This window comes from Bacteroides sp. OM05-10AA (assembly GCF_003439055.1).
Lineage (GTDB): Bacteria > Bacteroidota > Bacteroidia > Bacteroidales > Bacteroidaceae > Bacteroides > Bacteroides intestinigallinarum.
On record NZ_QSUR01000002.1, the window covers coordinates 344,906 to 371,879 of the forward strand.

Consider the following 26,974-nt stretch of genomic DNA (forward strand, 5'->3'; position numbering starts at 1 on the left):
AAATGAAAAGTATATGGATAATCTAAGAAAAACGCTTGGCTGCTTGCTACTATTTCTTTTTGCAGCAGTTACATCTACTTATGCACAGGTTGCAAAGCAGTATTCGGGTACTGTTATGGATGCCGAAAGCAATGAACCTATCATCGGTGTCAACGTAACTCTTAAAGATGCACAAACTGGTACCGTAACGGATATTTCCGGAAAGTTCTCGATTAGTGCTCCTGTTGGCTCTACACTATCATTCTCTTATATCGGATACGTGACTAAAGAGGTTAAACTGGGAACGAATACCAGTTTGAAGATTACAATGCAGGAAGATCAGAACCAATTGAGTGAGGTAGTGGTCATCGGCTATGGTGTAGTGAAAAAATCAGATATAACAGGTGCTGTGGCTTCTGTTTCTTCCAAACAATTTAAGGATCAGCCGGTAAAGCGGGTGGAAGATATTCTGCAAGGACGTACTGCAGGTGTGGCAGTGACGAGCGTAAATGGTTTACCTGGTGGCACAGTTAAAGTTCGTGTTCGTGGTACTACTTCTCTTAATACCAGCAATGACCCCTTGTATGTCATCGATGGCATTATGTCTGGTGGACTAGATGTAAATCCAGCTGACATTCAATCTATTGAAGTTCTGAAGGATGCTTCGGCAACGGCTATTTATGGCTCACGCGGCGCTAATGGTGTGGTATTGGTAACTACTAAAAAAGGGGTGGAAGGTAAAGTGCAGATTTATGCGGATGTGGCTATAGGCGTATCGAACATTCTTAAAAAATATGACTTACTGAATGCTTATGAATATGCGACTGCATTAAAGGAGTATAATGGTATCTCATTTGCAGATGATGAGATGGAAGCCTATAAGAATGGCTCCAAAGGCATTGACTGGCAGAATTTGATGTTGCAGACCGGTATTAGTCAGGACTATAAATTAGGTATTTCGGGTGGAACGGCTAAAAATAAGTATCTTATTTCAGCCAATGTATTGAATATGACAGCCATGACCATCACGACCAAGTATCAACGTGCACAGTTGCGGATAAATTTGGATAATGAACTCACTAAGTGGTTGACACTTTCTACCAAAATTAATGCTTCACGTACTCACAGTCATAACGGGGGTATTGACATTATGAACTTCCTGAACTATTCTCCTACGATGGAAATGAAAGATCCGGTAACGGGCGTTTATAATATGGACCCTTATAATTCAGTAAATGGAAACCCTTATGGTGCACGTGTCGCAAATTATGGTGACTCATATGTGTATGCTTTGAATACTAATATGGATTTGACTTTCAAAATAATGAAAGGGTTGACATTGTCTGTACAGGGTGCTGCTAATTACTCTCATGTTCCGAGTTACTCTTTCACCTCGTCGTTAGCAAAACCCGGACAAATTAGTGGTATGGAAAATGCGAGCAGGATGAATCTATTCTGGCAGAATACCAATAATGTGACTTATAACACAAGTTTCGGCGATCATCATTTGACTGCAACAGCTGTGTTTGAAGCAAGTGGCGCCGAAGGTAGAAATTTAAAACTGACCGGTAGTGATTTAGCCAATGAGTTTGTTGGTTATTGGAATGCAAAAAATGCAAAGACACGCGATGGAGAGAATGGCTATTCCGCAGAAGCTATTGTGTCGGGACTTGGTCGAATTATGTACAATTACAAAGGGAAGTATATGCTGACAGGTACTTTCCGTGCCGATGGTTCATCTAAGTTTCAGAAGAAGAATAAATGGGGATATTTTCCGTCAGCAGCTGTTGCTTGGGATGTTGCTAAAGAAAACTTTATGAGCAAACAAAACATTGTCCAGCAATTGAAACTAAGAGCCAGTTTTGGTGTTGTTGGTAATCAAAGTATCGGTGCTTACACAACATTGGGTATGTTGGCTCCTACAAATTATGACGGTTATGGTAGCGATGCAATCCATACCGGTTATTGGACTGGAAATCTTGCCACACCAGATGTAACTTGGGAAAGCACCTATCAGTATAACATAGGTTTGGATGCCAGTGTTTTAGACGGTCGCTTGAGTTTTACAGCCGAATGGTTCCGGAAGGATACTAAGGACTTGTTACTTCGCAAACCTGCTCCTCAATATAACGGAGGTGGCTCTTTCTGGGTCAACCAAGGTGAAGTTAGAAACTCTGGTGTTGAATTCACCATCACAGCTACTCCTTTGACAGACAAAGATATATTTGGTTGGGAAACATCGCTGAATGCATCTTATTTAAAGAATAAGATAATCGATCTGGCAGGTAGTGATTTTATCGTTGGGGAGAATTATACAAGTATTGGCGGTGGTCCCATTCAAATTAAAAAAGTAGGGTATCCGATTGGTTCTTTCTATCTTTATGAATGGGCAAACTTTAATGACCAGGGCGCCAACTTATATAAACATCAATCTAATGGAAGTTTGACAACCAATCCGGGTGCTGACGATCTGGTTACTAAAGGGCAGGCCGAGCCTAATTGGACTTTCGGATGGAATAATACATTTACTTGGAAAAACTGGACGCTCAATCTCTTCATCAATGCTGCATTAGGACAAGATAGACTGAATGTAAGCCGCTATGCGATGGGATCTATGACAGGTGTATATCGTTTCATCTCTTTATCTGATGCTTATTACAAAAGTTGGGATAAAGTAGCCAATAAAGCAGATGCTGTGTATGCAAGTCATAAAAATTCAGATAATAGAAACTATCCTGATTCCGATTTCTGGCTTGAAGATGCATCATTTGTGAAACTGAAAAATATAAGCCTTACGTATAATATTCCTAAGAAGATAACGAAAGTAGCCGATATTCAATTGTCGGTCAGTGCTCAAAACCTGTTTACATTAACGAAATACACAGGTATGGACCCAGAAGTGTACAGTGAATCCGATTACGGCTTTAATGGCGTAGATATGGGCTCTTATCCTGTTCCAAGAACTTTCACTTTTGGTATGAAACTTAACTTTTAATCTTTTAACTATACATGGATATGAAAACAATATATAGAATATTCAAATCTGTCGGACTAGCATTGATAGCACTTTGGATGGTGTCTTGCCAGGATTTACTGACAGAAGATCCTAAAGGGCAGTTGGCGGTAACTAATTTCTTCAATTCAAAAGGTGATCTGGACTTGGCTCTGAATGGAATGTATTCCAAAGTTGCGAGTGATATGTATGCAAATATCTGGGCAGGTTTCGAATCAGTGATGGGTGATGATATTTCTACACACCCTGCAGCTAATAAACAGGGGTTGCGTGAGGTAGATACTTATAATGTTTCGGACAATAACACTTGGGTGACTGAATTGTGGGGAGCTCGTTGGAGATTGGTAAAAGCTGCTAATTTCATTATAGATAATGCCGGACGAACTCCGGAAGTGAGCCAGGAAGAGAAAGATGCGGCCATTGGACAAGCTTATTATTGGCGTGCCTATTCTTACTTTTATTTTGTAATGGCTTGGGGAGAGGTACCTATGGTTGTGAAAGATGAAATCAATTATAACATGCCATTGGCAACCGTTTCTGAAATTTACGAACTGATTGTTTCTGACCTGAAAAAGGCAGAGACAATGGTGCCTGCTAATTATACTAAAGAACCCTACGCAAGAAACGGGGTAAACATTGCTGTTAGTCAAGGAGCTGTAAAAGCAACATTGGCTTATGTGTATATGGCAATGGCAGGATGGCCGTTGAACAAGGGAACAGAATATTATCAACTAGCCGCAGCAAAGGCAAAGGAAGTAATCGATGCTTTGAAGAAAGGTACTTATTACTACAAGTTATTACCTGATTATAAGCAAGTATATTCGATGGAGTATAATAAGAATAATCCTGAAGTGTTGCTTGGCGTTTACTATAATTTGGGAATAGATGCACTTACCAATGCCCCTTTAGCTGATTTCCTGGCAGACTATGCTTATGGTGGCGGTGGATGGGGAGATACGAACGGAGAAATTAAATTCTGGTATGATTTCCCGGAAGGCTCACGCAAAGATGCATCTTATTTCCCGAAAATCATATTGAAGAATGAAACTAAGTTGCGTGATTGGTGGGAAGACCCCAATCCGGAAGCGCCGCGTGTGGTTGTTGCTCCCTGTTTCATGAAGAAAGTAGAAACGACCACTGGAGAAGAATTCGATTATACGAATCCGAAGATTTCGATGAATCAGAATGGAGAAAAGACGCATCAGATTATTCGCTTGGCAGAAGTATATTGCTGGTATGCCGAAGCCGTAGGTCGTTCAAAAACAGGCAGTATCACAGAAGCTGTCAACTTATTGAATGAGGTACGCAATCGTGCCAATGGATCTGTTGTTGCAGACCGGGATATCTATAAGACAACCATGTCGTATGATGATCTGGCAGAAGCTGCCTATAATGAACATGGCTGGGAAATAGCCGGATATTATTGGGGAAATATTGCCACTAGAGCAAGGGATATGTTTCGCATGAATCGCATTAAAGATCATTTTGAATACAGAAAATTAAATCCGGAGATTGAAGTGGCTCCCGGAGTCTTCAGGAAAGAAGCTGTTTCCGTATCTGGTACGTGGAATGACAGTAAAATGTATCTTCCCCGTCCTTTTGTAGATTCGTCTATTAATCCGAATTTGAAGAACTGAATGAAACAATAAAAACAATCATTATGAAACTAAGATATTTATATTTAGCAATAGGTGTATTATGTAATGCCTCTTTAGTATCATGCGGTGATAGCTTCAAAGAGAAAACAGAGATTGTTGCATGCGGAATCTCCACAAATGCTTTAACATTCGGAGTCTCCTCTACTGAAGTTCAGACTGTAGATATTACGTCAGAAGCAGCTTGGGAAGTTGCAGTGGATCAGGCAGGTGGTGATTGGCTTACAGTTTCTCCTTTGGAAGGAACTGGTAATGGTACGCTAACAATTTCTGCTGATAAGAATAACGGCCCAAAACGCAGTGCAACCTTGACTATAGCGGCGAAAGGTGCTGAACTTCGAACCATCACAGTTATTCAGGATGGCTATAAAGGAACCATTTATAATTACGGTGACTTTACTGGATTGCAAAAGACGGGGCTTGTGGCAGGGATCAATCCGATCACTATCGTAGATAATGACGAATGTGAAGATGGAAAAGCGTTAAGAATCTATACCCGGGCAGGTGAAGAGTATGAAGGTACTAATGGGGACCGTTTCAAGGTGCAGACAACAACGCAATTCGGATCAGGTCGTTATGAATGGAGGATATATGTCCCTAAATTCGGAATGAATGACCGGGCCAGTATTGGAGCATTTTTATATTTTGACGATGGGCATGAATTGGATTTTGAAATTTGTTCCGGTACAGCTGCAGACCGTGCAGCACATAGTGCCGGACCAGATGATATGCTGTGCCTTGTGACTAGTCAGGCTAATCCTTTTTTCTCTGAATTCACGCCTATTAAGGGGGATGCTTGGCATACGTTTGTATTGGATTTGAAGTTAGAAAATAAGAAATATCTGGCGGAGTGGTCGGTTGATGGTAAAGTTTTAAAGAGGGCACAATTAGATTATGGTGAAGAGGCTTATTTCCGTGCTATATCTAGTGTCGAGAATCTTTATGGTATGGGCGATCATGCGGCAACTCAAGAAAATTATGCCTTATTTGATTATCTTGAATATGTTCCTTATGATTATTCAATGAAGCCGATTATCGAAGGTCAGCTTCCTCCCGAACCAGAGGGAACAACAGTGAAGTGGGACTTTGAGGAAGCTGGTTTTGTTCCTGTTGGATGGACTAACAATGGAGGAACGATTGCGGATGGAAGTTTGAATCTATCTAACGGGAATAACTTCGTTTATAGTCCGGAAGTGGGAGCTGGAAAATATACATGGGAAATAGATGTTCCTTTGGTAGGGGTAGGTGAAAAATGGTTGGCAGGTGGTAATATCGCTGCAACTAACGCTGAAGAAAGGTCATTCTCTATGTTTGTTTTCTCGGGTACTGAAAATGATCGTGCGGCTTGTACGGTTCCTCCTGTTCCAGGCCAGATGCTGGTACGTTGTTATACAGAGGCTATGGGAGTTTACGGTGTACCTATTGATCCGGGTAAACACACTTTGACTATTGACCTTAGACTTAATGCAGATGGTGCATATTGGGCGGCATGGATTATAGATGGTGAAGTGGCGAAAACATTTACTACCTGGTATACTCCGGCACAGTTTAAATTTGGATTCTCAATGATGACCTTTGCTGATGGAGGTGGCTGGCAAGGAGATAAGCCTACTGCAAAGACATATACAGTCAAATATGACTATATAGAATATAAGAAGTATAATTATGATGAAGAATAACAGTTTACTTTACATTCAATGAGGTATTTAAGCATAATTGGAACAGCTATATGCTGTGTAATGTTGGTAATGACGAGTGTTTCCTGCAAGCAGGAAACACTCTCTTCCACCACCCAGGAGAAGAAAGTAGCTCCTTGGTATGTCTATATAGATGGAAGATCTTTTAAGGATATAGAGCCAGTGAAAGAGATTATTAGTTCCATTAGCGTTTTCGGGAATCCTCCGAAATCATTTACTGATGAATGTCATCAGAATCATATCGAAGTATATCAGGCTGTAGGTGGGAATGAAGAAACGATTGATACGCCACAGAAAAGAAAGGCACTTGTTGAGAAGTATGTAAGCGATTGCAATGCAAATGGATATGATGGAATAGATCTTGATCTCGAACATTTGAGCCCTGATATTCAGGATGCATATACCGAATTCCTGAAACTTGCTTCAAAAGAACTCCATGCTGTTGGAAAGAAATTAAGCCATTGCGTTAGTTTTTATCCGGCTTTGTATCAGGATAACGAAACTAAGATGTTTCACGATCCGGCAGTTTTGAATACTACCTGCGACTTAATTAGAGTGATGTGTTACGATATGTATTTTGCACCTGGGATAGATAAGCCCGAGCTCAAACATAGGGATGATTGTATGGGCATTGGACCTACGTCTAATTATCTATGGACTAAAGAGGCGATGCTTTTCTGGATGAAACACATTCCGAATGATAAATTAGTGATGGCTCTGCCTGCTTATGCAAATGATTATGCTGTAACTGGTGACATCAAAGGAAGGCAGGTTTACCAATCTGTGCCTGACAGTATAAATGGAATTTTGCCTTCTCCTACCTGGTTATGTTATGAAAAGGTAAACATGTATCTGTATGATGGTACTGATGGTAATCGGCATCTGTTTTATGCAAGTGATGCCAGAAGTACGGAAGCGCTACTTGAACTAGCTGATGAACTGGGAATCTCTCAAATCGGTTTTTGGCACTTTAATAGCGTAGATCCGCAAATGTGGGATACTACCGCAAAGTGGCAAAAGAAATAATGAGATAATAAATCGACCTTGTAAATAATATAGCTTTATTCTCATCCCCCCATTTAGAGAAAAGCTATTCTTAACAATAAGAGGCCGCAAAGGTATGAATCCGTATCTTTGTGGCTTTTTATTTTTTTCTTACCTTTGGGGGAACTTAACATAACCCCCAAAAATGAAGGACATGAAAAAGATCTTTTTACTCATTTCCGTCATCCTGTTTATTTTTCCGGTACAGGCTCAACATACATTGAGACTGATGTCTTATAATATTAAAAATGCGAACGGCATGGATGATATTTGCAATTTTCAACGGGTAGCCAATGTGATAAATAATGCTTCTTCTGATGTTGTGGCTATACAAGAGGTAGACAGTATGACCCGTCGGAGCGGACAGAAATATGTGCTGGGTGAGATAGCTGAACGTACACAAATGCATGCTTGTTTTGCACCTGCTATAGAGTTTGAAGGAGGTAAATATGGAATCGGACTGTTGACAAAGCAAGTTCCGCTACGTTTACAAACTATCCCTTTACCTGGTAGAGAAGAGGCCCGCACCTTGATTCTGGCAGAATTTGAGGATTATATCTATTGTTGTACCCATCTGTCATTAACGGAAGAAGACCGTATGAAATCTTTGGAAATAGTGAAGTCATTGATTGCTTCCTATAAAAAGCCTCTTTTTCTAGCCGGGGATATGAATGCTGAACCTGAATCCGATTTCATCAAAGAATTGCAAAAGGATTTTCAAATACTCTCCAATCCGGGAAAGTATACTTATCCTGCTCCTGATCCAAAAGAGACCATTGATTATATTGCCGTGTCAAAGCAAAACGCTACCGGATTTGCTGTCATATCTGCGAAAGTAGTTAATGAGCCAATGGCTTCCGACCATCGTCCCATACTTGTGGAATTGCGTACCGCTGAAAAGGCAGACAAGATATTCCGTACTAAACCTTATTTGCAGAATCCTGTGGGTAATGGCATTACTGTGATGTGGGAAACAACCGTTCCTTCTTATTGCTGGGTGGAATATGGCACAGATACTACCCGGCTGGAACGTGCGCGTATGATTGTTGACGGTCAGGTGGTCTGCAATAACAAGCTGCATAAAATACGTATAGATGGCTTACAGCCCGGACAGAAATATTATTATCGTGTGTGTTCGCAAGAGATGTTGCTTTATCAGGCATATAAAAAGGTATTTGGAAATACAGCACAATCGACCTTCAGTGAATTTACTCTTCCTGTTGCTGATACAGAGTCTTTTACCGCTATTGTTTTTAATGATTTGCATCAACATACCAATACTTTCCGTACTCTATGTAAACAAATACAGGATGTTAAGTATGATTTTGTTGTTTTCAATGGTGACTGTGTGGATGATCCTGTGGATCACGAGCAGGCAACCACATTTATCAGTGAACTGACCGAAGGAGTGTGTGGCGATCGCATACCGACTTTCTTTATGCGTGGCAACCATGAAATCCGCAATGCCTATTCTATCGGTTTGCGTGACCATTTTGATTATGTGGGAGATAAAACTTATGCCTCTTTTAACTGGGGAGATACCCGTATCGTCATGTTGGATTGTGGAGAAGATAAACCGGACGACCATTGGGTATATTATGGCTTGAACGATTTTACTCAATTGCGTAATGAACAGGTTGATTTTCTGAAAAAAGAACTGTCTGCCAAAGAATTCAAGAAAGCAAAGAAACGTGTCCTTATTCATCATATTCCGCTTTACGGTAATTATGAAAAGAATCTCTGTGCAGATCTGTGGACTAAATTATTGGAAAAAGCACCTTTTAATGTCAGTCTGAATGCACATACCCATAAATACGCTTACCATCCGAAAGGGGAACTGGGTAATAATTATCCAGTTATTATTGGTGGAGGATATAAGATGGACAGTGCTACGGTGATGATTCTGGAAAAGAAGAACGATGAATTGAGGATTAAGGTGCTGAATGTAAGGGGAGAGGTTTTACTGGATATAACAGTCTAAAGTCTCTAATAACTTTATAATTCATGGAGGTGCGCCAGACTTCTAGACACACCTCCATGAATTAGTTATTTCATAAAGTGCTATTCGGAGAAATATGTATAATAGAAATTCTCTATATATCCGTCATAGTTTTTGCTTTCCTCTTTGATACAACTATTTTCGTCATATTCGAATGTGTAAGTAGCTGTACTGGATGAATGTTGCCAACCACTGCTCGTATGGCAATTAGCCGAAGCTTTTCCAAAGAGACCAGTTTCAACCAGCCAACGACTAGCTCCACTGCTTTCCGCATAGATGCAATGTGCTCCGCTCACATTAGGCACGGCAGAATAGGTCTGAACTTTAAACTGCTCTACTCCATCTGAAAATCTGGTCCATTGCATAATATTTCCATTTTCTATGGTGATGTTAGATGCAATATTGCCATTCTTTTCAACTTTGGTCATGTAGCCATTCTCATCATAAGTATATTCGTAAGTGTTGGAACCATCTACAAAAGTTGCAACATAACCTTGGTCATTTAAAGTCATGTTATATGCGTTCTTACCTGTCACTGTGATATTATTTCCATCATAAGCAAAGAGCCATTCTCTATCCAATTCTCCTTCATATAACCTGTATACACGTTTTACAGTACCATTATCATTATATTCGTAATACCATTTATCCCAGTCGTCCGCAAAAGTGGCTATTCGATAAACTGTTACTTCAGAGGTTGTTGTAAAAGTGATTTCTGCATAGTCTGAATCTTCAAAATAGATTGATCCGGTTTTTTGAGCTTTTACTTTGAATGTATAACTTTTTTCCGGCTCTAAACCTGTCAGTTGAATTGTATTTTGGTCAGTACTTTGTTCACTACCGTTGTTCAAGCTATAAATATAAGCAGTTGCGTTTCCTATGGCTTTCCATGTAATAACAGCAGAACTCTCTTTTACATCAGGAACAGTAACTTCCGGTTTATCTAGAATGTTTGTACTGGGATGATTGTCATCATCACTGCAAGCAGTCGTACCTAGTACTACTGCCAGCATGGCTAATAAGTAAAAATACTTTTTCATGTTGTTCTATTTAAGGTTAATAATTAGTTTCCGGCAACTACTATCATTCCCAAACCAACCAGGAAGAAGATAAACATCAAGGCCAGTAGTTGATTAACAGATTTCGTTGAACCTTTAAATTCTTTCCAGATAAATACTCCCCAAATAGCGGCAATAAGTGGTGCGCCTTGTCCTAGTGCATAAGATACCGCCGGACCAGCTTCTCCTGATGCGATATAGCTGAACGCGGAACCAAGTCCCCATATCGCTCCACCAAGCATTCCGCATATATGAGTTTTCGTGTTTCCTTTAAAGTATTCGGAGTAGCTGACTTTTTCTCCGACAAAAGGATATTTCATTACTAATGTGTTGAAAACAAAATTGCTTAGTAATACGCCTATTGAAAAAACAAAGATGGCAGAATAAGGAGTCATCATTCCTATAGCAGGAGAATTGAAGTTTTCTACGTCCATACCTTTCACTACGAACCTGTAGAACAAAGACATCAGTACACCGGCAATTAATGCAATGATAATTCCCTTTTTGTTGTTTTTCCTGCTTTCTTCTCCCTTTTGCATTTTTCCGGAAGCCACTCCATTGCAAATGATAGCAATAACAATGAGAGCTACACCGCCAAATAAAAGCAAAGGATTACCAGTTGGAATTCCCAGATAATTGACGATTACCCCTAATACCAATGCAATGCCAACTCCTAAAGGAAAAGCTACAGACATACCAGCCAAGGAAATAGACGCTGAAAGAAGAATGTTTGAAGCATTAAATATTACGCCCCCCAAGATAACCCAACCAATGCTGTCTCCTGATGCTTGTCCCAGATCTTCCAGGAATGAACGTCCGGTATCTCCATGACTACCCATAGTGAAGCCTAGCAAGATGGTGAACAATACCATTCCAATCACATAATCCCAATAAAAAAGTTCATAACGCCAATTTTTGGAAACTAGTTTTTGTGTATTACCCCAAGAACCCCAACAAATCATGGTTACGATGCAGAATATAACTGCCAATAAATAACTGTTTACTGTGAACATACTATTAGTATTTAATTGTTAAACATGAATTCTGTTATTTAAATATAGTATCCAATCTTCCCAATAAGTGAAAACATTGGCTTCTTTACATTTTCTTGACCGGAACTCATGTTCCAGGTCCGATTCTTTCAAAAGGATATGTATATTACTACTAAAACCATATTCTTTTGATTCGGGTAGTATCTCTATCCAGCATCTGGGATATCTTTTGTGAGAGTTGACTGCTTTTATAAGATTTTGAGTATCATTCTCGTTGCCGATGGCATTTACACAGACTATGCCGGTAAACAAATTTTCTCTCTGAATGGCTTCTATACCTTCTTTGATATTATCTCCCAAAGTGATTAAAGCCCGCATACGTTGGGAACCTCTGATGCCGGAGAGTTGCTTTTCTATATCAAAAATTGTTTCTGACAGGTCTGTGTTAGCTTTTACGAAACTAAGAACTGCAGGCCATGTTTTATTCTCATCTACCATTTGATGAAACTGACTGACGAGAACCTTTTGCTGTTGTTCGTTGATTTCTCCCTGTACATAGATAATAGGATATTTTCTTGTGCTTCCTTGAGCCTGTTCCGGATAATAGACCGTTGCATTGGCTGTTTGGATAAACGGAGTCTCATTCGGAAGACTACTCTCACTATTTCCTGACTGCTTCCCATTGAAATATTCGTTTATGAATCTGAATGCTTTGGGCAGTGCAGTATTCCAGCAGGTGAAATCATGTCCTCCTGAACGTACTTCCCATTCATGAGGTATTTGTCTTTCCAGTAATAATCGGTGCAGTTCTTCATTACTTTCGCAAAGAGTACCTTCTTTATCTCCAATATCCAGCATGATGCCAAATCCTTTTAAATCGGAATTGCGGAGGGTGGAAAGAATGTGGTAGGGTGAATGTTGTTTATAGTAACTGGTTAGGCGCTGCTTACCATTTTTTCCCACTCCTCCGAAAATCCGTCCCCATTGATTGTCCCATCCTTTTTGTGGCCCTTCTTCCATGTATTGTTTTTCTGTACGGATGGATGGCGATAATGCAACGACAGAGCCGAATAAGTGGCGGTTGCGCAAACTAACGGATAATGCTCCGAATCCTCCCATAGAGAAACCAATGATCGAGCGTCCATTAATATCCTTGCGAGTACGATAGTTGTTATCTATATATGGAACCAGTTCTTTGATAAAGAAAGTTTCATAAAGGGAGCTGCCATCATAAGTGTCACTGTAATAAGACAGGTAACCGTCAGGAATAACCATAATGAAAGGTTGAATCTTTCCTTCTTTTATCATTTTGTCCATTACACGGGCAACGTTGCCATATTCGAGCCAACTGGTATAATCACCTCCTATTCCATGAAACATGTATAAGACTGGATATTCTGTATCTGAATGTTCATAACCTTCCGGTAAGATAATGGAGTAGGAGACTTCTTGCTTTAGGGACGGACTGTAAATACTCATCCCTTCTTTTTCTATAGGAAGTGCCCAAGCTCCATCTATACCTGATAGAAATAGGATAATATATAACAGTATCTTCTTCATATTATTTCTTTATTAACTGTTCACCAATATAATAACTCATTGAATAAATACCTGTTTGGGCGGACTGTTCACTATCCAGTCCGTTTCTGACACGATATTGCACTGGAGCTTCTGCACCTCGCAATCCATTGAATAGAGTAAAGATGCTATTGTAGTTGCTGCCTTCGTCTGTTATGTCCAAATAATAGATTTTGGCACGATTCTCGGCAGAAAGGTTGATAATATCCGCGTCTTCTGCAAAGAAAAAGTTGATAGCAGGGGCATTGCCTGTTGACTGATTGTATAAGTAATCAGCTTCTGAACCGTATGTTAATCCTAATCTGAAATCTGCATTGCTTTCCGTATGAACCGTCTTTTCCACTGCATCGGTAATAGCTGAAAAATTTGTTTCATTTTGAATCATTTCTTTCACATTAAAACCTGCGATTATCATACGTTTGATTTGCATAAGAGAATCTAATGCCACTGCTACCTTCTTTGTTGTAAGATCAATATTACCTTCTCCTTTGCTGTAATAAAGAACTTTGTAAGTTAGTTCGGAATTGTAGTCATCCGGTAACCATAGTTCGATATTGGAATTACCTACTTTTATGTTTTTATTAGTAGCATGTAATTCCTCTGTGAATTTTTTCAGGGTTTCCTGCGGATAGTTTTCTCCTTTGAATGAACGTTCGATAAAAGGCAGTGCCTCTTTCATGGATTCACGCCAATAGCTGTCAGTATGGGCACCGTTTCGTACACGATATTCGTGCTTGATATTTTTGTCCCGTAATAGAGAATGTAATTCACCGTTTCCTGCATATAGTCTTTCTTCATCATCACCGCAGTCTATGTAATACCGTACTGTTTGAAATGTGGAACTTGGTTTATCCTTGAAAAAGTGTAGCGGACATTGGCTTTTATAATAGCTTGTCAGCCTGCCTGTTCCTGTCTGGCCGCTTCCTCCGAAGTTGTTTCCCCATTGAAGATTCCAACCGTCTTGTGACAAAGAGATGTATTGTTCATCTGTATTTAGAGAGGGACTTAATCCTATTGATACCGAGAATGTTTCAGGATGTTGCGATGCTATACTTAATGCCCCGAAACCTCCCATAGAGAATCCTGCAACAGCTCTTTCCGTCTTACTGGCTGTTGTTCGGAACCGCTTATCAATCAGAGGCACGAGTTCATTAATGAACATATCCATATAGTTGAACTTTCCGTCATAGCGGTTGCAAAAATAAGAGTTGAAACCTTCCGGCATGATGTAGATCAATGGGCGAATACTACCATTGCTGGTTTGCGCATCAGCTATGCTTTGAATATTCAGACCTGAAGGTCCCCATGAACTTTGGTTCCCTCCCCAGCCATGTAGAAGGAAAACTACTCCATATTTACCCGTACTTTCCGATAGATACTCTTGAGGCAGTAATACGGAATATTTGATTTCTTGTCCTAATATTTTGCTGTAAAAACTTTGATCGGGATTATAGCGTTTGGTAAACAGTTCCGGTGTATCGGTCTGTTCGCCTTCAGACGGACTGTTATCATCAGACGAACATGATGACAATCCGTAGGAAAATAATAATAAGGCTAATAATAGGAGTAGTTTTCTATTCATGGCTTCTCTCTTTTATTTATAAGGATTGATTGGCTCTGCCGGTGTGGATGAATAAACCACCATGTCTTTACATTGAACGGCATATTTTTCATTCGGATTAATCCATTTAATAACCAGTTTGTGAGGGCCTTCCTCTAAATCATAATTATAGAAAATGTCATACTTTCTTTTTATGTAGTCATAAGGCATTTCTATGGTTTCTACTTTCTTGCCGTCAATGTAGGCCTCCAGGATGGCGATGTAATTGTCATTACTATCTTTAACATCTTGTCTGATCATCCCCATTAAAACAACTCCCTTGCCATTGAACTCAAATGTTTTTTCTGTACCGAGATCATATTTGATAACTCTTCTTTCAGAAGGATATAAGCCTTCAAAAGAAACTTCCCATGCTACGGTTTTTGGCTTCTGAATCGTGGTATAGTATTTATCTCCTTTTATTTTTCCTCCGTTTGCTTTTAATACATCACTCAATAGTTTGAGATTAATGTCGTATACAGAACTTAAAGAGATATCTGTGTAAGGGAACTTAATATTTTCACATCTTTCGAGTGCCGGTTTCCAGTATTCGGGGATAGCCTTGTAGCCTTGTATGACTCCAAGAATTCCTGCGGCAGTTGCCGGGTTACAGTCGGAATCTTGTCCGCAACGAGTGGCTATATCCATTGTTTTGAAAAAGTCGCCGTTGCCATATAAAAGTCCCATCACACAGTAAGCCGCATTGATAGTGGCGTCAATGTTAAATGCATTGAATACCCCTTCCGGGCAGCCAATCTCAAAAGCATGACGGTTTTCTATTTCCAGCCAGCATTTACGCCAGTCATCGGGATATTGTTTCCAATATTTAATAACGTCTGTGATGCAACGGTGAAATTTACTTTGTTCGGGTATTGTTTTAAGAGCTTCCGTGACAATTGTATAAATGTCGTTATTTACGTAAGCCAATGCATACATTGCTCCCATGTATACACCTCCATACCATCCGTCGCCGTAGTTCATGATATGTCCTATCTTGTCCGAAAAATCGGAGGCGGTATTTACCATCCCCGGACATATCATTCCAATGAAGTCTGCTTCAATCTGGAAATCAATATCGTCAGCGTGCGGATTATTTTTCCAATGTCCCGATGCCGGTGGCATAATACCGTGTAATATGTTATATCTGGCTGCCTGGTTGGCATGCCATAATTTGTAATCTGCGTTTGCAAAGGCTTTGGCAAATGATTCGGCAGGGGCATTTATCCCTTCTTTTTGCATTACTTCCAGAAAGGTAAGATCCATATATACATCATCATACAATCCCGGATCTTCTGTAAAGATGTCCTTACAATAGTCATCATACCAGATTATTGGAGTTTTCTCATGAATGATCGCTCCTCTGTATTTAAATTCTGTAGGACCGCCATAGGTGCATCCTATGGTTTGTCCAGCCCAGCCTCCTTTAATTTTGTCGAGCAGTACCTCTTTACTTATTTCAACTGTTTTTCCATATTCTATTTGTGCCATTCCCGATATGGAAAAGGTAAATAGTAGAATGATGTTAATCAGGACTTTTTTCATCTTAACTTATTTATTAAAGTAAAATCTATCATGTTCTTTTTTCTCTGAATAATACATTATGTCGTTGATACGAATAATGTAGTCTTTTTTGCGGTTCAGCCATTTCATTTTAACGTGGTGTCTTCCTTCCTTCATGAGGTATTTCCAGGCTGGTTCTACTTTGCGGTCTGTGTTTCTCATGGGTAAAGCTGCTACATGGTCCAGTTCTCCGTCAATCCATATTTCCACTTTAGCAACGTAAGGGTCATTGGGCTCTGCCAATCCGAACACCTCGGAACCGATGTGGCGTGTAGATACCCGATTGATATAATCGGGAGTAATACTTCTTGTGCAGCAAATGTTGCCCCAGATAACAAATCCGTTACCATTGAAATCAAATTCAAATGTATCTGTCAGGAAGCAGTCTTTGCGTTCTCTATAAAGCGGATAGGTGTTTTCGAAATTTTGTTCTAAAGGAAGTATATCCGCCTTTTTGATTGGAATTTCTATCTCCCCACCAGATACTTTTCCACCTGTTTTGACTATGAGTTGTTTAGCTTGATCGAAACTCATTTGGTATGCTTTTGCCAACGACATATTCGTTCCTTCAAATGTAAAGTCTTCTACTTCTTTCAAAGGGTTTAACCAGAATGAAGGGATTTTATCATACCCATACATGACGCCGAGTACACCGCCGACTGTAGACGGATTACAGTCAGAATCTTGTCCGCAGCGTGTTGCAATATCGATAGAGTTGGTGAAGTCTCCTTTACCGTAGAGCATAGCTAATGCTACGAAAGCGGAATTGAGCTTGGCGTCAATATTAAAGTTTAGAAATACGCCTTTGGGACATCCTACATCACAGTTCCATTTTTCTTGCAGGAAGTACCAGCAATCTTTCCAGTTGTCCGGGTGCAAAGAATGGAAATTGATTACATCCTGAATACATTGATGGAATGTACTCTCTTCAGGTATGACAGAGATTGCGGTTTTTAGAATCGCTTTAGGACTCTTTTCATAGAAAGCGGAGCTATAAAGAGCTGCTACGAAAGCACCGCCATAAAAACCATCACCGCTATTCATAATGTGGCCTACTCTGGAGGCGATATCCAATGCTTCCGGCAGCATTGCCGGAGCCATCAGACCAATGAAGTCTGCTTCGATCTGGAAATCCAGATCGTCTGCATGTGGGTTATTCAACCAATGACCGGAAGCCGGTGGCATGATACCTTGGCGGATATTATATCTACCTGCTTGGTTAGCATGGGCCAAATGATAATCAGCGAATGCAAATCTTTTGGCAAGTTCTTCTTGTGAACAATCCAGGCCAAGTTCATCAAATGCCTCAACAAACGTGCAATCGTTATAAATATCATCGAATAATCCGGGCTTTTTTTCCCACCAATATTTTACGTAACCTTCCGCCCAGGGGATTGGCTGGTAATCTTGAATATAAGTTCCCGTGAACTTAAACTCTGTAGGTGCTCCGAAAACAACACCAATGGTTTGTCCGGCCCATCCTCCTTTAATCTTATCTAAAAGTTCTTTATCAGATAACTTTAAAGTTTTTACAGGCTGGGCTTGTACGTTGAGAGCAAAAAGCCCTATAATACATATCGTAATTATTTTCCTCATTTTTCTCCTCCTTTATTTCTCATAAACTCCCAACTCGGTGATAGAGATGAATGATGATACATTCTTTGTGTATTTATGCCAGTGTTCCTGCACTTTTGCATCCATTAGTACGCGTATCCCCTTGGTTTTTACTGCCGGGAATTCCAAAACATATTGTGCAAACGGAGGTTGGAAAAATACAATATCAGTTTCGGGAAGTGCCGGAGTTGATTTGAATTTACCTACGTCATACCAATGTCCGTCATTTCCAAGATATTGAATGTTCAGAGAAGTAAACCATCCTCCGAATTCCTCCAGACAGCCCATATCTAAAACAATCATATTGATGTTATGCTCTTCTTTCCAACCGTATCCGAAATAGTCTATTTTAGGCAGATTACTTTTGGCCGCTAATGAATAAAATACAGATCCTACGCCATCTTTGACTCCGTCATTAATTACTTCTACATTTGTTGCGTACATCGGTTTTCCAAAGGTAATCCAGCAAGAATCGAGTACTTCTTCGTTTAGTTTGCGGATATTTGCGTAAATAGTGTCAGCCTTGGGGGCTATATTCTTGGTTTTAACCAATAACTCAAAGTCTTTAGTAATTGAGTTCTTGTTATTTGCGCTTAATTGAAGGGTAATTGGATATTTGCCGGCTTCTGTAGGAGTTCCTGCCAGTTTACCGTTTTGGAATGTAACTCCTGCCGGAAGTTTACCTTTTACCAGTTCCCATTTGAAATTAGCATTTGTTCTGCAGGCAAATGAGTAATCGGTAGGCTGTCCGATTTCCAAGTCCGGATTCGGACCGATACAGAATTCCATCGGGGGAATGAATTGTGCTTTAGGGTTAACATATACCATATCACCTTTCACTTTTCCTCCTTTAGAGCAAACCAGTTCGATTGCTTTGTTGTAAGTACGTTCAATCATGTCTTCAATGGAAGCATCGGGCATATCAAATCTGGTGATATTGATATACCGGTCGTTGAAGGGTTTTTCCCATCCTTCGATAGGTTTAGTCAAACTTTCGGGAAGAGACTTTGCGCCATACATTACTCCTAGAAGTCCGGAGATAGTGGCTGCCTGATTGTCGCAGTCAAATCCCATTGCACAGCTTAAATCCAATGTCCGTTGGAAATCTCCTTCGCCATACAACATAGCCAAAATGCCGCATAATCCGTTCAGATTAGCATTCCAGATTGTTTTTGTCATGGCCGGTTCATCTATGTAATATTTTTTAGCCATGATTTGACGTGCTTTTACCCAATCTTTAGGATATTTGTCATATAAAGCAATCATCTCTTTTACAGCTATCGCATATCTGTCATCAGCAGGCAGTTCTTTCAAGGCTCGTGTAATCAGTTTGCGGATATCCTTGCAGAAAAAAGCGTCAGCGTACATTGCACCATATAGGACAGTGGGAGATACTGCCCACGAATCGCTTGTGATACGGGCCGCCCAATCACTTTTTCCTGCAGCATACGAAATCATTCCCGGTGCTGTATACGCCCATATCTCATTGATTAATTGAGGGTCGATCTGATACCAGTGCGGATTCAGATTTTCGTCACCTGTGAACGGAGGGGTGAATCCAAGATGCATTAATCCGAGTGCAGCCCTATTGGCTAGCCATACACGGTCACGGATATGATACATCCATCCTTCACGCATATTGGCATAAGTAGGTTCTACGCCATATTTCTCCATTAATAGTAAGTAGATATACTCAACATCAGTATCGTCATCAGAGAATGCACCGTTATACTTCTGCAATTTATCTATGTTTTTAGTGTAACCGAATGGAAATCTGGATTCCGGGGCAGGTTCATCTACAAACTTGTTCTCAAAAGGAAGTCCATATATGTTTCCTACCATTTGCCCGATCCAAGCTCCGGCTATTTTGTCTTTTAACTCTGTCTTTGAAATCTTCTGTGCAGAGATAAATAAGATGTTAGTAATTAAAACAAGTAAAAAGATGATTGGTTTTTTCATACTTATCAGGGTTGATTTGTTGGAAGGTACACTTTTCTATGTGAACCTTCCAATTGTGGTTAATAATCTTTGTTTTGAGATAATTTTGGATTTGCATTTAAAATATCCGTAGGAATTGGAAATACATTTCTAAAAGTTTCTGAACTTTGGTCAGGGTGTGCCCAATATTTTTTCAGATATTTTCCGAAACGTATCATATCTTCATGGCGCCATCCTTCCCATGCCAGTTCTCTGCCTCGTTCTGCATAAAGTTCATCAATCGTCAATTGGCTTGTAGTATATGCATCAAGCCCTGCTCTTGTACGAATCTTCTTGAAGTCTGCCAGTTGGATGGCCTCACTTGTTCTGTTTTGTCGTACCAAAGCCTCTACATACATTAATACAACATCGGCATAACGGAAGATGGCAAAGTCGTTGTCCATACTAACTGTATATTCTTTTAAAGAACCATCAGTTTGGTAATGCCATTTCCAGCAGCGTGCACCGTCGTATGTGCCACGTCCTCCGTTGCTATTGTAATATTTTTCTTCGGGGAAGACAGGAGTATATTCGAAACCAAGATCCTTTCCGCTTAGGTCTACTTGAGGACCGTATAACCAGCTCTGACTTCTGCGAAGATCTTGTTCTGCGTATGTTTGGAAAAAGTCCGGTTGGCAGAGAAAACCCGACCATGGAGCTGCCGGAATATTAAATGTTGCTTGTGATGCAGCTTCCAGTGTCAGCGTATGCAGATAAAATGAGTTACTGTCACCGCTAGTATATACTCTGTCATACAGGATTACAAAGATGTTCTCCTTAGAATCTTCATTTTTAATATCAAAATTAGTGGAATAAGAGTCTTCAATGCTGTAAGCACCTATATCCATAATGTCTTTACAGGCTTTCTCTGCTTTGTCATACATTGGAGTACCGAACCATGCTTCTGCATTCAGATACATTTTCGCAAGAATACAATAAGCGGCAGCTTGTGTGACCCGTCCATAATTAGTATCTGAAGGCTCCCTGTCTAGGAACTCGATATTGTCATTAATTTCTTTTTCCAGATAGTTGAAAATATATTCACGACTTTTTTGTTCCGGGTATCCGGTTTCCGTGTAGTCAGTTGTGAAAGGTACGTTTCCCCAACAAGAAATGGCCTGATAATAGTAGAAAGCACGCAGTATTTTCATTTCAGCTATAATCTTCTCTTTTCCTTCAAACTGGATAGGTGATAATTCCGTTTCGTAAATAATTTCATTACATGCAGCAATACCATTAAATATCCAGTTCCATCCCCTTGTCAATAATTTATTTGCGGGTGGAATTTTATTCGTCTGGATTTCTTCATAACGTCCATTGCTGTACCAGGAACCACCACAAGCGGGAACGGCACATTCATCAGAAGCTTGTAAAAGCAATGTCCATAAACTTTGTTCGGAATTGTATCCTTGTAATTTCGTATATGCTCTACCTGCATTGGCTACCAGTTCTTTCTCATTTTTAAAGAAGTCATTCATAGCTACTCCTGTATAAACAGTTTCGCTAAGATCGGTACATCCGTATAATAATATACAGATAACGAAACTTAATATTATATTTGTCTTTTTCATGGTAATCTTATTTTTTTAGAATACTATATTAACTCCAAAAGTAAATTCTGTTGTACGCGGATAATAGCTTAAACTTTCCATACCGGGTTCCAGCCCGGAAAGGGCAACTTCTGGGTCGACACCAGAATAACCGGTGATGCAGAATACATTCTGTGCAGTAAGAGACAATCTTAGTCTTTTTATCATTTTAGATGTGAAATCCCAGGTATATCCAAAGGTAACATTATCTAGTTTTAAATAAGAAGCATCCTCTATATATTTGGAGGAATATTTATAGGTCGTACTTGTGAAATTCGTTTGAGATAACCAGTTTGATGAGATATTTCTAAGTCCGATGCTGCTTAAATTTTCATATTCCATCGCATAGTTGTTCAGAATTTCTCCGCCGATAGATGCACGTAGTGAGAAGCTCAAGTCGAATTTCTTATATCTGAAGGTATTACTCCAGCTAAGAGTGGCATCCGGATAGGCACATCCAATTTTTTCCCATTGTTCTTCCGGTACGGAACCGTCCGCATTTTGTCCTAACAATACATCTTTTCCATCTGTATCAGTTCCTAACCATATAGGACCGTAGAAAGTACCCAATGACTGTCCTTCTATCAGGCGTTGAGTGTAGCAGGCTGCACTTGTAGACCATCCCACTTTGTACGTTCCGTTAGTGAATTCATCATTAGTGAATTTCACCAATTTGTTTTTATTGTGCGAAACGGTAAGTGAGGTGTTCCATGTAAAGTCTCTAGTGTTAAAAGGTGTACCGGATATTGTTAATTCAACTCCTTCGTTAGTTACTTTTCCAACATTCGTAAACAGGGTATTATACACATAAGGAGGAGTCGGTACGATATAGTCATACAACAAGTTAGAAGTAGTCCGTTTGTAATAATCGAAAGTGAATGAAAGGCGGTTATCAAACATTGTCATATCAACACCAACGTTGAACTCTGCTTTTTTCTCCCATTTTAGATCTGGATTTGCATTACTTGCAGGTTGATAAGTATTAATCCATTGGCCATTGTAATAGAATTTACCGGCTGTAGTCATCATCATCAAAGATTTGTAGTTTGAGAAATCTTGGTTACCGGTAACTCCGTATCCGGCTCTCAATTTTAAATCATCGATCCATTTGACATTCGAGAGGAATTTCTCTTTATTTATACGCCAACCTACGCTGACAGCCGGGAACCATCCCCACTTATTATTGTCACCGAAACGGCTGGAACCATCACGACGTAGTGAAGCTGACAAAAGATATTTATCATCGTAGTTGTACATAAAACGTCCGAAGAATCCGATATATGTATTATCTTCTTTATTGGATGACATACTGGCTTTGCCTTCAGTAAGATTTGTTCCTGTCCCGATGTTATGAGTCTGGTTGTCATCGAAGTCGAAACCGGAATTTGTCATGGATGCAGATGTGCTGTAAGTATACTGGTATGTATATCCGAGTAATGCCTGAATGGAATGTTTTCCGAAAATATTCGAGTAATTTAAAGTAGACTCATATTGTGTATCGTTTTCCTGATAGTTTTCAATATAGGCTTGCCCGTTTGTTCCTATTAAACTAGGATAATAATGTGTGTAATATTCACGTGTTTCATATTGTTCTTTGTCGTATGAAACAAAATTCTCCCATTTTAATCCTTTTATAGGCAATATGTTTAGAGTAGCACGGATATTTGCACCATAATTATCATTCTTACTTTCCATGTTCCTTTCGTTAATGATCGCTACCGGATTATAATATTCCATTGCTTTGATACGGCTATATCCTCCGGCATCCGGATCGCTGTCGTCATAAACAGGCTCTGTTGGATTATGGGTAAATGCCTGCATAAAAGCACTTGTAGAGGAAGGACTGTATTTGCGATGAATGATATTCAGGTTATAATCCAAATCGACCCATTTGTCTAATAACGACTGACGAATATTGGTACGTGCCATTAGCTTCTCGGAACTATTATGCTTTTGCAAACCATCGCTCTTTTCATAATTGAAAGATGTGTGATGTGAGAACTTCTCGGAACCTCCGGATATAGACAAGTTGTGCTTATGGCTGAACGGAGTTTGCGTAATTTCTTTAAACCAATCGGTATCACTGTCAAAGATATAACTTTCCAATTCTGGGCGATACTCCTTGATAACAGATTTGTATTCGCTTGCCGATAAAGGTTTTGCTCTGCGTGAAACGACTCCCACGGTGAGTTGTCCATCATAAGAAACTTCCGTTTTGCCACTTCTTGCACGTTTAGTTGTGACGATGATTACTCCATTCGTACCTCTTGTTCCATAAATAGCAGCTGCCGAACCATCTTTTAATACGTCTATAGATTCCACTTCCTGGAAGTTGATATTTCTGATATCTGCACCTGCCACCCCATCAATAATAATTAATGGACCTTGGCCTGCGGAAAGTGTGTTTGTTCCGCGAAGTAATACTTCATATTTGGCTGTCGGATCAGCACCGTTCGGGTTGATAATTTGTAATCCTGCCACTTTTCCTTGCAACATTCCCATAGCATTGGTGAATGTTCCGGGATTGAGGTCATCTTTCTTCATGCTGGTAACCGATCCTGTAAGCTCTTTCTTTGTGGTAGAGCCGTAGCCGATTACTACAACGTCATTAAGCACTTTCGAGTCTTCGCGCAGGTGTATTACAAGCTGTGTCTGATTTCCTACTTGTTGTTCAACAGTTGCATAACCTACATAAGATATAACCAATACATCAGAAGGATTCGCTTTTACATTGAAGGTTCCATCAACTCCTGTAATAGAACCATTTGTTGTACCTTTAACAAGGACACTGGCACCGATAATGGGTTCATTTGCTTCATCGAGGACTGTACCTCTTATTGCCTTCTGGGCAATAGCATCATTGCTCATCAAAGAAAATACTATTAACAACATACTTGTCAATAGACCGTGGATTGAACATTGTTTTATCATAATAACAGAATTAAGGATGATTATTGTATTTCTTTTCTCAAAGGTATAGATACTTGTGCTCCCATTCTGGTGACAGAAATAGAAGAGGCTTTACTTGCAAATATAATTGCATCTTTTAGATTTTTGCCCTCAGACAGAGCTACGCACAGTCCGCCGCAGAATGTATCTCCGGCAGCGGTCGTGTCTACCGCTTCTACCTTGAAGGCTGGAATGTGAATAAACTCATTGTTCTCGTAGGCGAGAGCTCCTTTGGCTCCCATAGTAATAATGACGGTTTTTATGCCTTTTGAACTAATATAACGAATTACTTCTTTGGCTGACTCGTCATCTGTGATGTGCATTCCCGATATGATTTCAGCTTCTGTGACGTTAGGAATAAGAATATCAACATTGGCTAATAAATCGTCGGGAAGTTGTTGGGTAGGAGCAGGAGCCGGATTTAATATAACGGTAATCCCATCTTTTTTCGCCATTTTGGCTGCATAAGTGACACTCTCGATTGGAGTTTCCAACTGCATAATGACGATGGATGCCTGTTTGATGGTAGATTCTGCACGTTGTATGTCGTCAACCGATAAAGTCCCGTTGGCTCCGGAAGCAACAACAATGCAGTTTTCCCCTTTTTTGTCGACATTGATAAGAGCTACTCCTGATGGTTCCTGCGGGGTAATTCCTACATAAGTAGTGTCGATTCCTTCTTTGTGAAACATTTCCAAGGTTTCATTTCCGAAAATGTCATTTCCTATTTTACATATGAAAGTGACATCTCCTCCTAGTCTTGCAGCAGCTACGGCTTGGTTAGCTCCTTTGCCACCATGATTCATTAAGAAGTTTCCTCCCAGAATTGTTTCTCCTGGTTTTGGTAGACGGTCTGATTTGATAACCATATCCGTATTACTGCTACCTATCACTACGATTTTCTTCTTTGTGTCCATATAATGAGTATTAAGTATTAAGGCGAATTGAATCATAAACGATGCGCAATCGTTTGCGCAAATATAGAAATTTTTTTCAAAACAAAATATTTTTCTTGCTTTTTTCTCAAATAAAATGTTATTTTTGCAAAAAACAACCAGTAATGAAGAAAACTCTGATTGATGTATCAAAGAAAACTGGGTACTCTATCTCTACGATTTCCAGAGTGTTAAATGGGAAATCAGAGAAATATAGGATCAGCCAGTCTGCTAAGGAGGTTATTTTGCAGTCCGTTAAAGAATTGGACTATCAGCCTGATATAGTTGCGCAAAGTTTGCGCAATAACACGACATATACTATAGGCCTTCTTGTACCACACATAGATAATCCTTTTTTTGCCAATATAGCAAGTGTTGTCATCCGTGAAGCACAACGTTATAATTATACTGTCATGCTTATCGATACCCTGGAAGATCCTGTTCAGGAAAATAAAGCTATTGATTCGCTTCTGTCACGTAAGATAGACGGAATTATTTTGGTTCCGACTGGTGAAAACCCTTCTAAACTCGAGGAGATTAGTACTAAAACTCCGATTGTGCTGATTGACCGCTATTTTGAGAAGCATAATTTGCCATACGTAGCTACTGATAATTATGTAGGAGCTTATCAGGCAACGAAATTATTATTAGAATCGGGGCATAGTAAGATTCTCTGTATTCAGGGGCCGGATATTTCTATAACAACTAAGGAACGTGTGCGCGGGTATCTTGATGCGCTTCGCGAAGCTGGTTATCAGGATAACGCAATGATAAGAGGAAATGAGTTCTCAATTCAGAATGGTTATATTGAGACTAAGTTGGCTCTGAACTCTACTACAAAACCTACTGCTATATTTGCGTTAAGTAGTACAATTCTTTTGGGAGCCGTCAAAGCATTAAATGAGCATAAAGTGAGAATTCCTCAAGATATGTCTATCATTTCGTTTGATGATAACTTATATCTGGACTATCTAAATCCTCCTATAACTCGTATTGCACAATCACTGGAGAATATTGGCATTATTGCTGTAAAAATGTTGATGCAGAAGATTTTGGAAGAAACTGAACTACATTCGGAGATTCTTTTGAAACCTAATATTATAAAACGGGATTCGATAAAGGTGTTAACTGATAGAAAGTAGTATTTTAGATAATAGAAAAAATCGGGCTTGAACAATGTCAAACCCGATTTTTTACATATTAATACCGTTTCTTATGCTGCCGGATCCGGTGCTTCTCCGCTACCACCTCCTTCTCCTTTATCGTCTCCCTTTCCATCATCAGGCGTGGGAGAACTGTTGGTTTTAGAACTATCCAATTTCTGGATACTTATTGATTTTATCATGCCTTTAAACATGCTTCCAGGAGTGAAAATTATTTTACGGTTCTTTAGGGCGTCCGTAGTCACTCCTTTTTCATCATCCTGACTTTTGCATCCGAATGAAGGACGAAATGTTCCGAATTCTCCAAGGCTTACCGAAGCCCCGATTTCCATATAGGTTATCAGCGAATCTATCAATCCGTCGAGTACTGATTTTACAGTACCGCGTGGAACGAACCCTACTTTTGTTACCTGGTCACATAGCATTTTAAAATCAACAGTAACCACGTTGAATGGTCTTGCTACATATTTTTCAGCTTTTTCCTTATCAAAGCCAAAGGTTGTTTTCTTGACTACATATTTCAGTGCCATAATTTTTAATAGTTTTAATCGTTAGTAAATCTAGTTATTATT

The 26,974-nt window shown here is 39.7% G+C and carries 17 protein-coding genes; 6 read left to right on the top strand and 11 right to left on the bottom strand.

Features of this window, described 5'->3' with window-relative positions; all coding sequences use genetic code 11:
* The first annotated feature begins 13 nt into the window (after positions 1 to 13).
* From DXB58_RS02550 to DXB58_RS02570, 5 genes are all read left to right on the top strand, one after another.
* The gene (locus DXB58_RS02550; RefSeq protein WP_122135811.1) at positions 14 to 2,974 is read left to right on the top strand and encodes a TonB-dependent receptor; all 2,961 of its coding nucleotides are present in this window, start codon (positions 14 to 16) and stop codon (positions 2,972 to 2,974) included.
* Positions 2,975 to 2,994: 20 nt separating this feature from the next.
* Entirely contained in the window at positions 2,995 to 4,629 is a 1,635-nt protein-coding gene (locus DXB58_RS02555) for a RagB/SusD family nutrient uptake outer membrane protein (RefSeq protein WP_122135832.1), read from the top strand.
* Positions 4,630 to 4,652: 23 nt separating this feature from the next.
* Positions 4,653 to 6,326, top strand: coding sequence for a BACON domain-containing protein (locus tag DXB58_RS02560; protein ID WP_008642576.1), 1,674 nt, complete (start codon positions 4,653 to 4,655; stop codon positions 6,324 to 6,326).
* Positions 6,327 to 6,386: 60 nt separating this feature from the next.
* Positions 6,387 to 7,370, top strand: a complete 984-nt coding sequence (locus DXB58_RS02565; RefSeq protein ID WP_122135812.1) for a glycosyl hydrolase family 18 protein — start codon at positions 6,387 to 6,389, stop codon at positions 7,368 to 7,370.
* A gap of 172 nt (positions 7,371 to 7,542) precedes the next feature.
* Positions 7,543 to 9,369, top strand: a complete 1,827-nt coding sequence (locus DXB58_RS02570; RefSeq protein ID WP_199487912.1) for a metallophosphoesterase — start codon at positions 7,543 to 7,545, stop codon at positions 9,367 to 9,369.
* Between the two features lie 80 nt (positions 9,370 to 9,449).
* Here the strand turns inward: DXB58_RS02570 and DXB58_RS02575 are convergent, their stop codons facing one another.
* Genes DXB58_RS02575 through rbsK form a run of 10 tightly spaced genes read right to left on the bottom strand, consistent with a single transcriptional unit; the run spans position 9,450 to position 25,221 of the window.
* A complete protein-coding gene (locus tag DXB58_RS02575) occupies positions 9,450 to 10,427 on the bottom strand; it encodes a DUF4595 domain-containing protein (protein ID WP_004296463.1) in 978 nt (325 codons plus the stop codon).
* Between the two features lie 23 nt (positions 10,428 to 10,450).
* Positions 10,451 to 11,458: a GRP family sugar transporter gene (locus tag DXB58_RS02580; protein ID WP_008642584.1), complete on the bottom strand. Its 1,008-nt coding sequence runs from the start codon at positions 11,456 to 11,458 to the stop codon at positions 10,451 to 10,453.
* Between the two features lie 18 nt (positions 11,459 to 11,476).
* On the bottom strand, positions 11,477 to 12,997 hold the full coding sequence (locus tag DXB58_RS02585) for an esterase family protein (protein ID WP_122135814.1): 1,521 nt from the start codon (positions 12,995 to 12,997) through the stop codon (positions 11,477 to 11,479).
* A 1-nt stretch (position 12,998) separates the two neighbouring features.
* On the bottom strand, positions 12,999 to 14,597 hold the full coding sequence (locus DXB58_RS02590; RefSeq protein WP_122135815.1) for an alpha/beta hydrolase family protein: 1,599 nt from the start codon (positions 14,595 to 14,597) through the stop codon (positions 12,999 to 13,001).
* A 12-nt stretch (positions 14,598 to 14,609) separates the two neighbouring features.
* Positions 14,610 to 16,157, bottom strand: a complete 1,548-nt coding sequence (locus DXB58_RS02595; protein ID WP_122135816.1) for an ADP-ribosylglycohydrolase family protein — start codon at positions 16,155 to 16,157, stop codon at positions 14,610 to 14,612.
* A 6-nt stretch (positions 16,158 to 16,163) separates the two neighbouring features.
* Complete coding sequence (locus DXB58_RS02600; protein ID WP_122135817.1) at positions 16,164 to 17,771, bottom strand: ADP-ribosylglycohydrolase family protein; 1,608 nt, start codon at positions 17,769 to 17,771, stop codon at positions 16,164 to 16,166.
* A 12-nt stretch (positions 17,772 to 17,783) separates the two neighbouring features.
* Positions 17,784 to 19,748, bottom strand: coding sequence for an ADP-ribosylglycohydrolase family protein (locus DXB58_RS02605; protein ID WP_074704530.1), 1,965 nt, complete (start codon positions 19,746 to 19,748; stop codon positions 17,784 to 17,786).
* A gap of 59 nt (positions 19,749 to 19,807) precedes the next feature.
* Positions 19,808 to 21,337: a RagB/SusD family nutrient uptake outer membrane protein gene (locus tag DXB58_RS02610; protein ID WP_032844212.1), complete on the bottom strand. Its 1,530-nt coding sequence runs from the start codon at positions 21,335 to 21,337 to the stop codon at positions 19,808 to 19,810.
* 15 nt (positions 21,338 to 21,352) lie between these two features.
* Positions 21,353 to 24,286 carry a TonB-dependent receptor gene (locus tag DXB58_RS02615; protein ID WP_009038934.1) on the bottom strand — a complete coding sequence of 978 codons (2,934 nt, stop codon included), beginning with the start codon at positions 24,284 to 24,286 and terminating at the stop codon, positions 21,353 to 21,355.
* A 20-nt stretch (positions 24,287 to 24,306) separates the two neighbouring features.
* Positions 24,307 to 25,221 carry a ribokinase gene (rbsK, locus tag DXB58_RS02620; RefSeq protein WP_122135833.1) on the bottom strand — a complete coding sequence of 305 codons (915 nt, stop codon included), beginning with the start codon at positions 25,219 to 25,221 and terminating at the stop codon, positions 24,307 to 24,309.
* Positions 25,222 to 25,364: 143 nt separating this feature from the next.
* Here rbsK and DXB58_RS02625 point away from each other — a divergent pair, with 143 nt between their 5' ends.
* The gene (locus DXB58_RS02625) at positions 25,365 to 26,381 is read left to right on the top strand and encodes a LacI family DNA-binding transcriptional regulator (RefSeq protein ID WP_004323847.1); all 1,017 of its coding nucleotides are present in this window, start codon (positions 25,365 to 25,367) and stop codon (positions 26,379 to 26,381) included.
* Between the two features lie 71 nt (positions 26,382 to 26,452).
* Here DXB58_RS02625 and DXB58_RS02630 read toward each other — a convergent pair whose 3' ends face one another.
* Positions 26,453 to 26,932, bottom strand: coding sequence for a DsbA family protein (locus DXB58_RS02630; RefSeq protein WP_122135818.1), 480 nt, complete (start codon positions 26,930 to 26,932; stop codon positions 26,453 to 26,455).
* Positions 26,933 to 26,974: the final 42 nt, after the last annotated feature.

Coding starts and splice junctions, on each gene's coding strand:
- DXB58_RS02550 (WP_122135811.1), top strand. CDS start 14: ATGGATAATCTAAGAAAAACGCTTGGCTGCTTGCTACTATTTCTTTTT.
- DXB58_RS02555 (WP_122135832.1), top strand. CDS start 2,995: ATGAAAACAATATATAGAATATTCAAATCTGTCGGACTAGCATTGATA.
- DXB58_RS02560 (WP_008642576.1), top strand. CDS start 4,653: ATGAAACTAAGATATTTATATTTAGCAATAGGTGTATTATGTAATGCC.
- DXB58_RS02565 (WP_122135812.1), top strand. CDS start 6,387: ATGTTGGTAATGACGAGTGTTTCCTGCAAGCAGGAAACACTCTCTTCC.
- DXB58_RS02570 (WP_199487912.1), top strand. CDS start 7,543: ATGAAAAAGATCTTTTTACTCATTTCCGTCATCCTGTTTATTTTTCCG.
- DXB58_RS02575 (WP_004296463.1), bottom strand. CDS start 10,427: ATGAAAAAGTATTTTTACTTATTAGCCATGCTGGCAGTAGTACTAGGT.
- DXB58_RS02580 (WP_008642584.1), bottom strand. CDS start 11,458: ATGTTCACAGTAAACAGTTATTTATTGGCAGTTATATTCTGCATCGTA.
- DXB58_RS02585 (WP_122135814.1), bottom strand. CDS start 12,997: ATGAAGAAGATACTGTTATATATTATCCTATTTCTATCAGGTATAGAT.
- DXB58_RS02590 (WP_122135815.1), bottom strand. CDS start 14,597: ATGAATAGAAAACTACTCCTATTATTAGCCTTATTATTATTTTCCTAC.
- DXB58_RS02595 (WP_122135816.1), bottom strand. CDS start 16,157: ATGAAAAAAGTCCTGATTAACATCATTCTACTATTTACCTTTTCCATA.
- DXB58_RS02600 (WP_122135817.1), bottom strand. CDS start 17,771: ATGAGGAAAATAATTACGATATGTATTATAGGGCTTTTTGCTCTCAAC.
- DXB58_RS02605 (WP_074704530.1), bottom strand. CDS start 19,748: ATGAAAAAACCAATCATCTTTTTACTTGTTTTAATTACTAACATCTTA.
- DXB58_RS02610 (WP_032844212.1), bottom strand. CDS start 21,337: ATGAAAAAGACAAATATAATATTAAGTTTCGTTATCTGTATATTATTA.
- DXB58_RS02615 (WP_009038934.1), bottom strand. CDS start 24,286: ATGATAAAACAATGTTCAATCCACGGTCTATTGACAAGTATGTTGTTA.
- rbsK (WP_122135833.1), bottom strand. CDS start 25,221: ATGGACACAAAGAAGAAAATCGTAGTGATAGGTAGCAGTAATACGGAT.
- DXB58_RS02625 (WP_004323847.1), top strand. CDS start 25,365: ATGAAGAAAACTCTGATTGATGTATCAAAGAAAACTGGGTACTCTATC.
- DXB58_RS02630 (WP_122135818.1), bottom strand. CDS start 26,932: ATGGCACTGAAATATGTAGTCAAGAAAACAACCTTTGGCTTTGATAAG.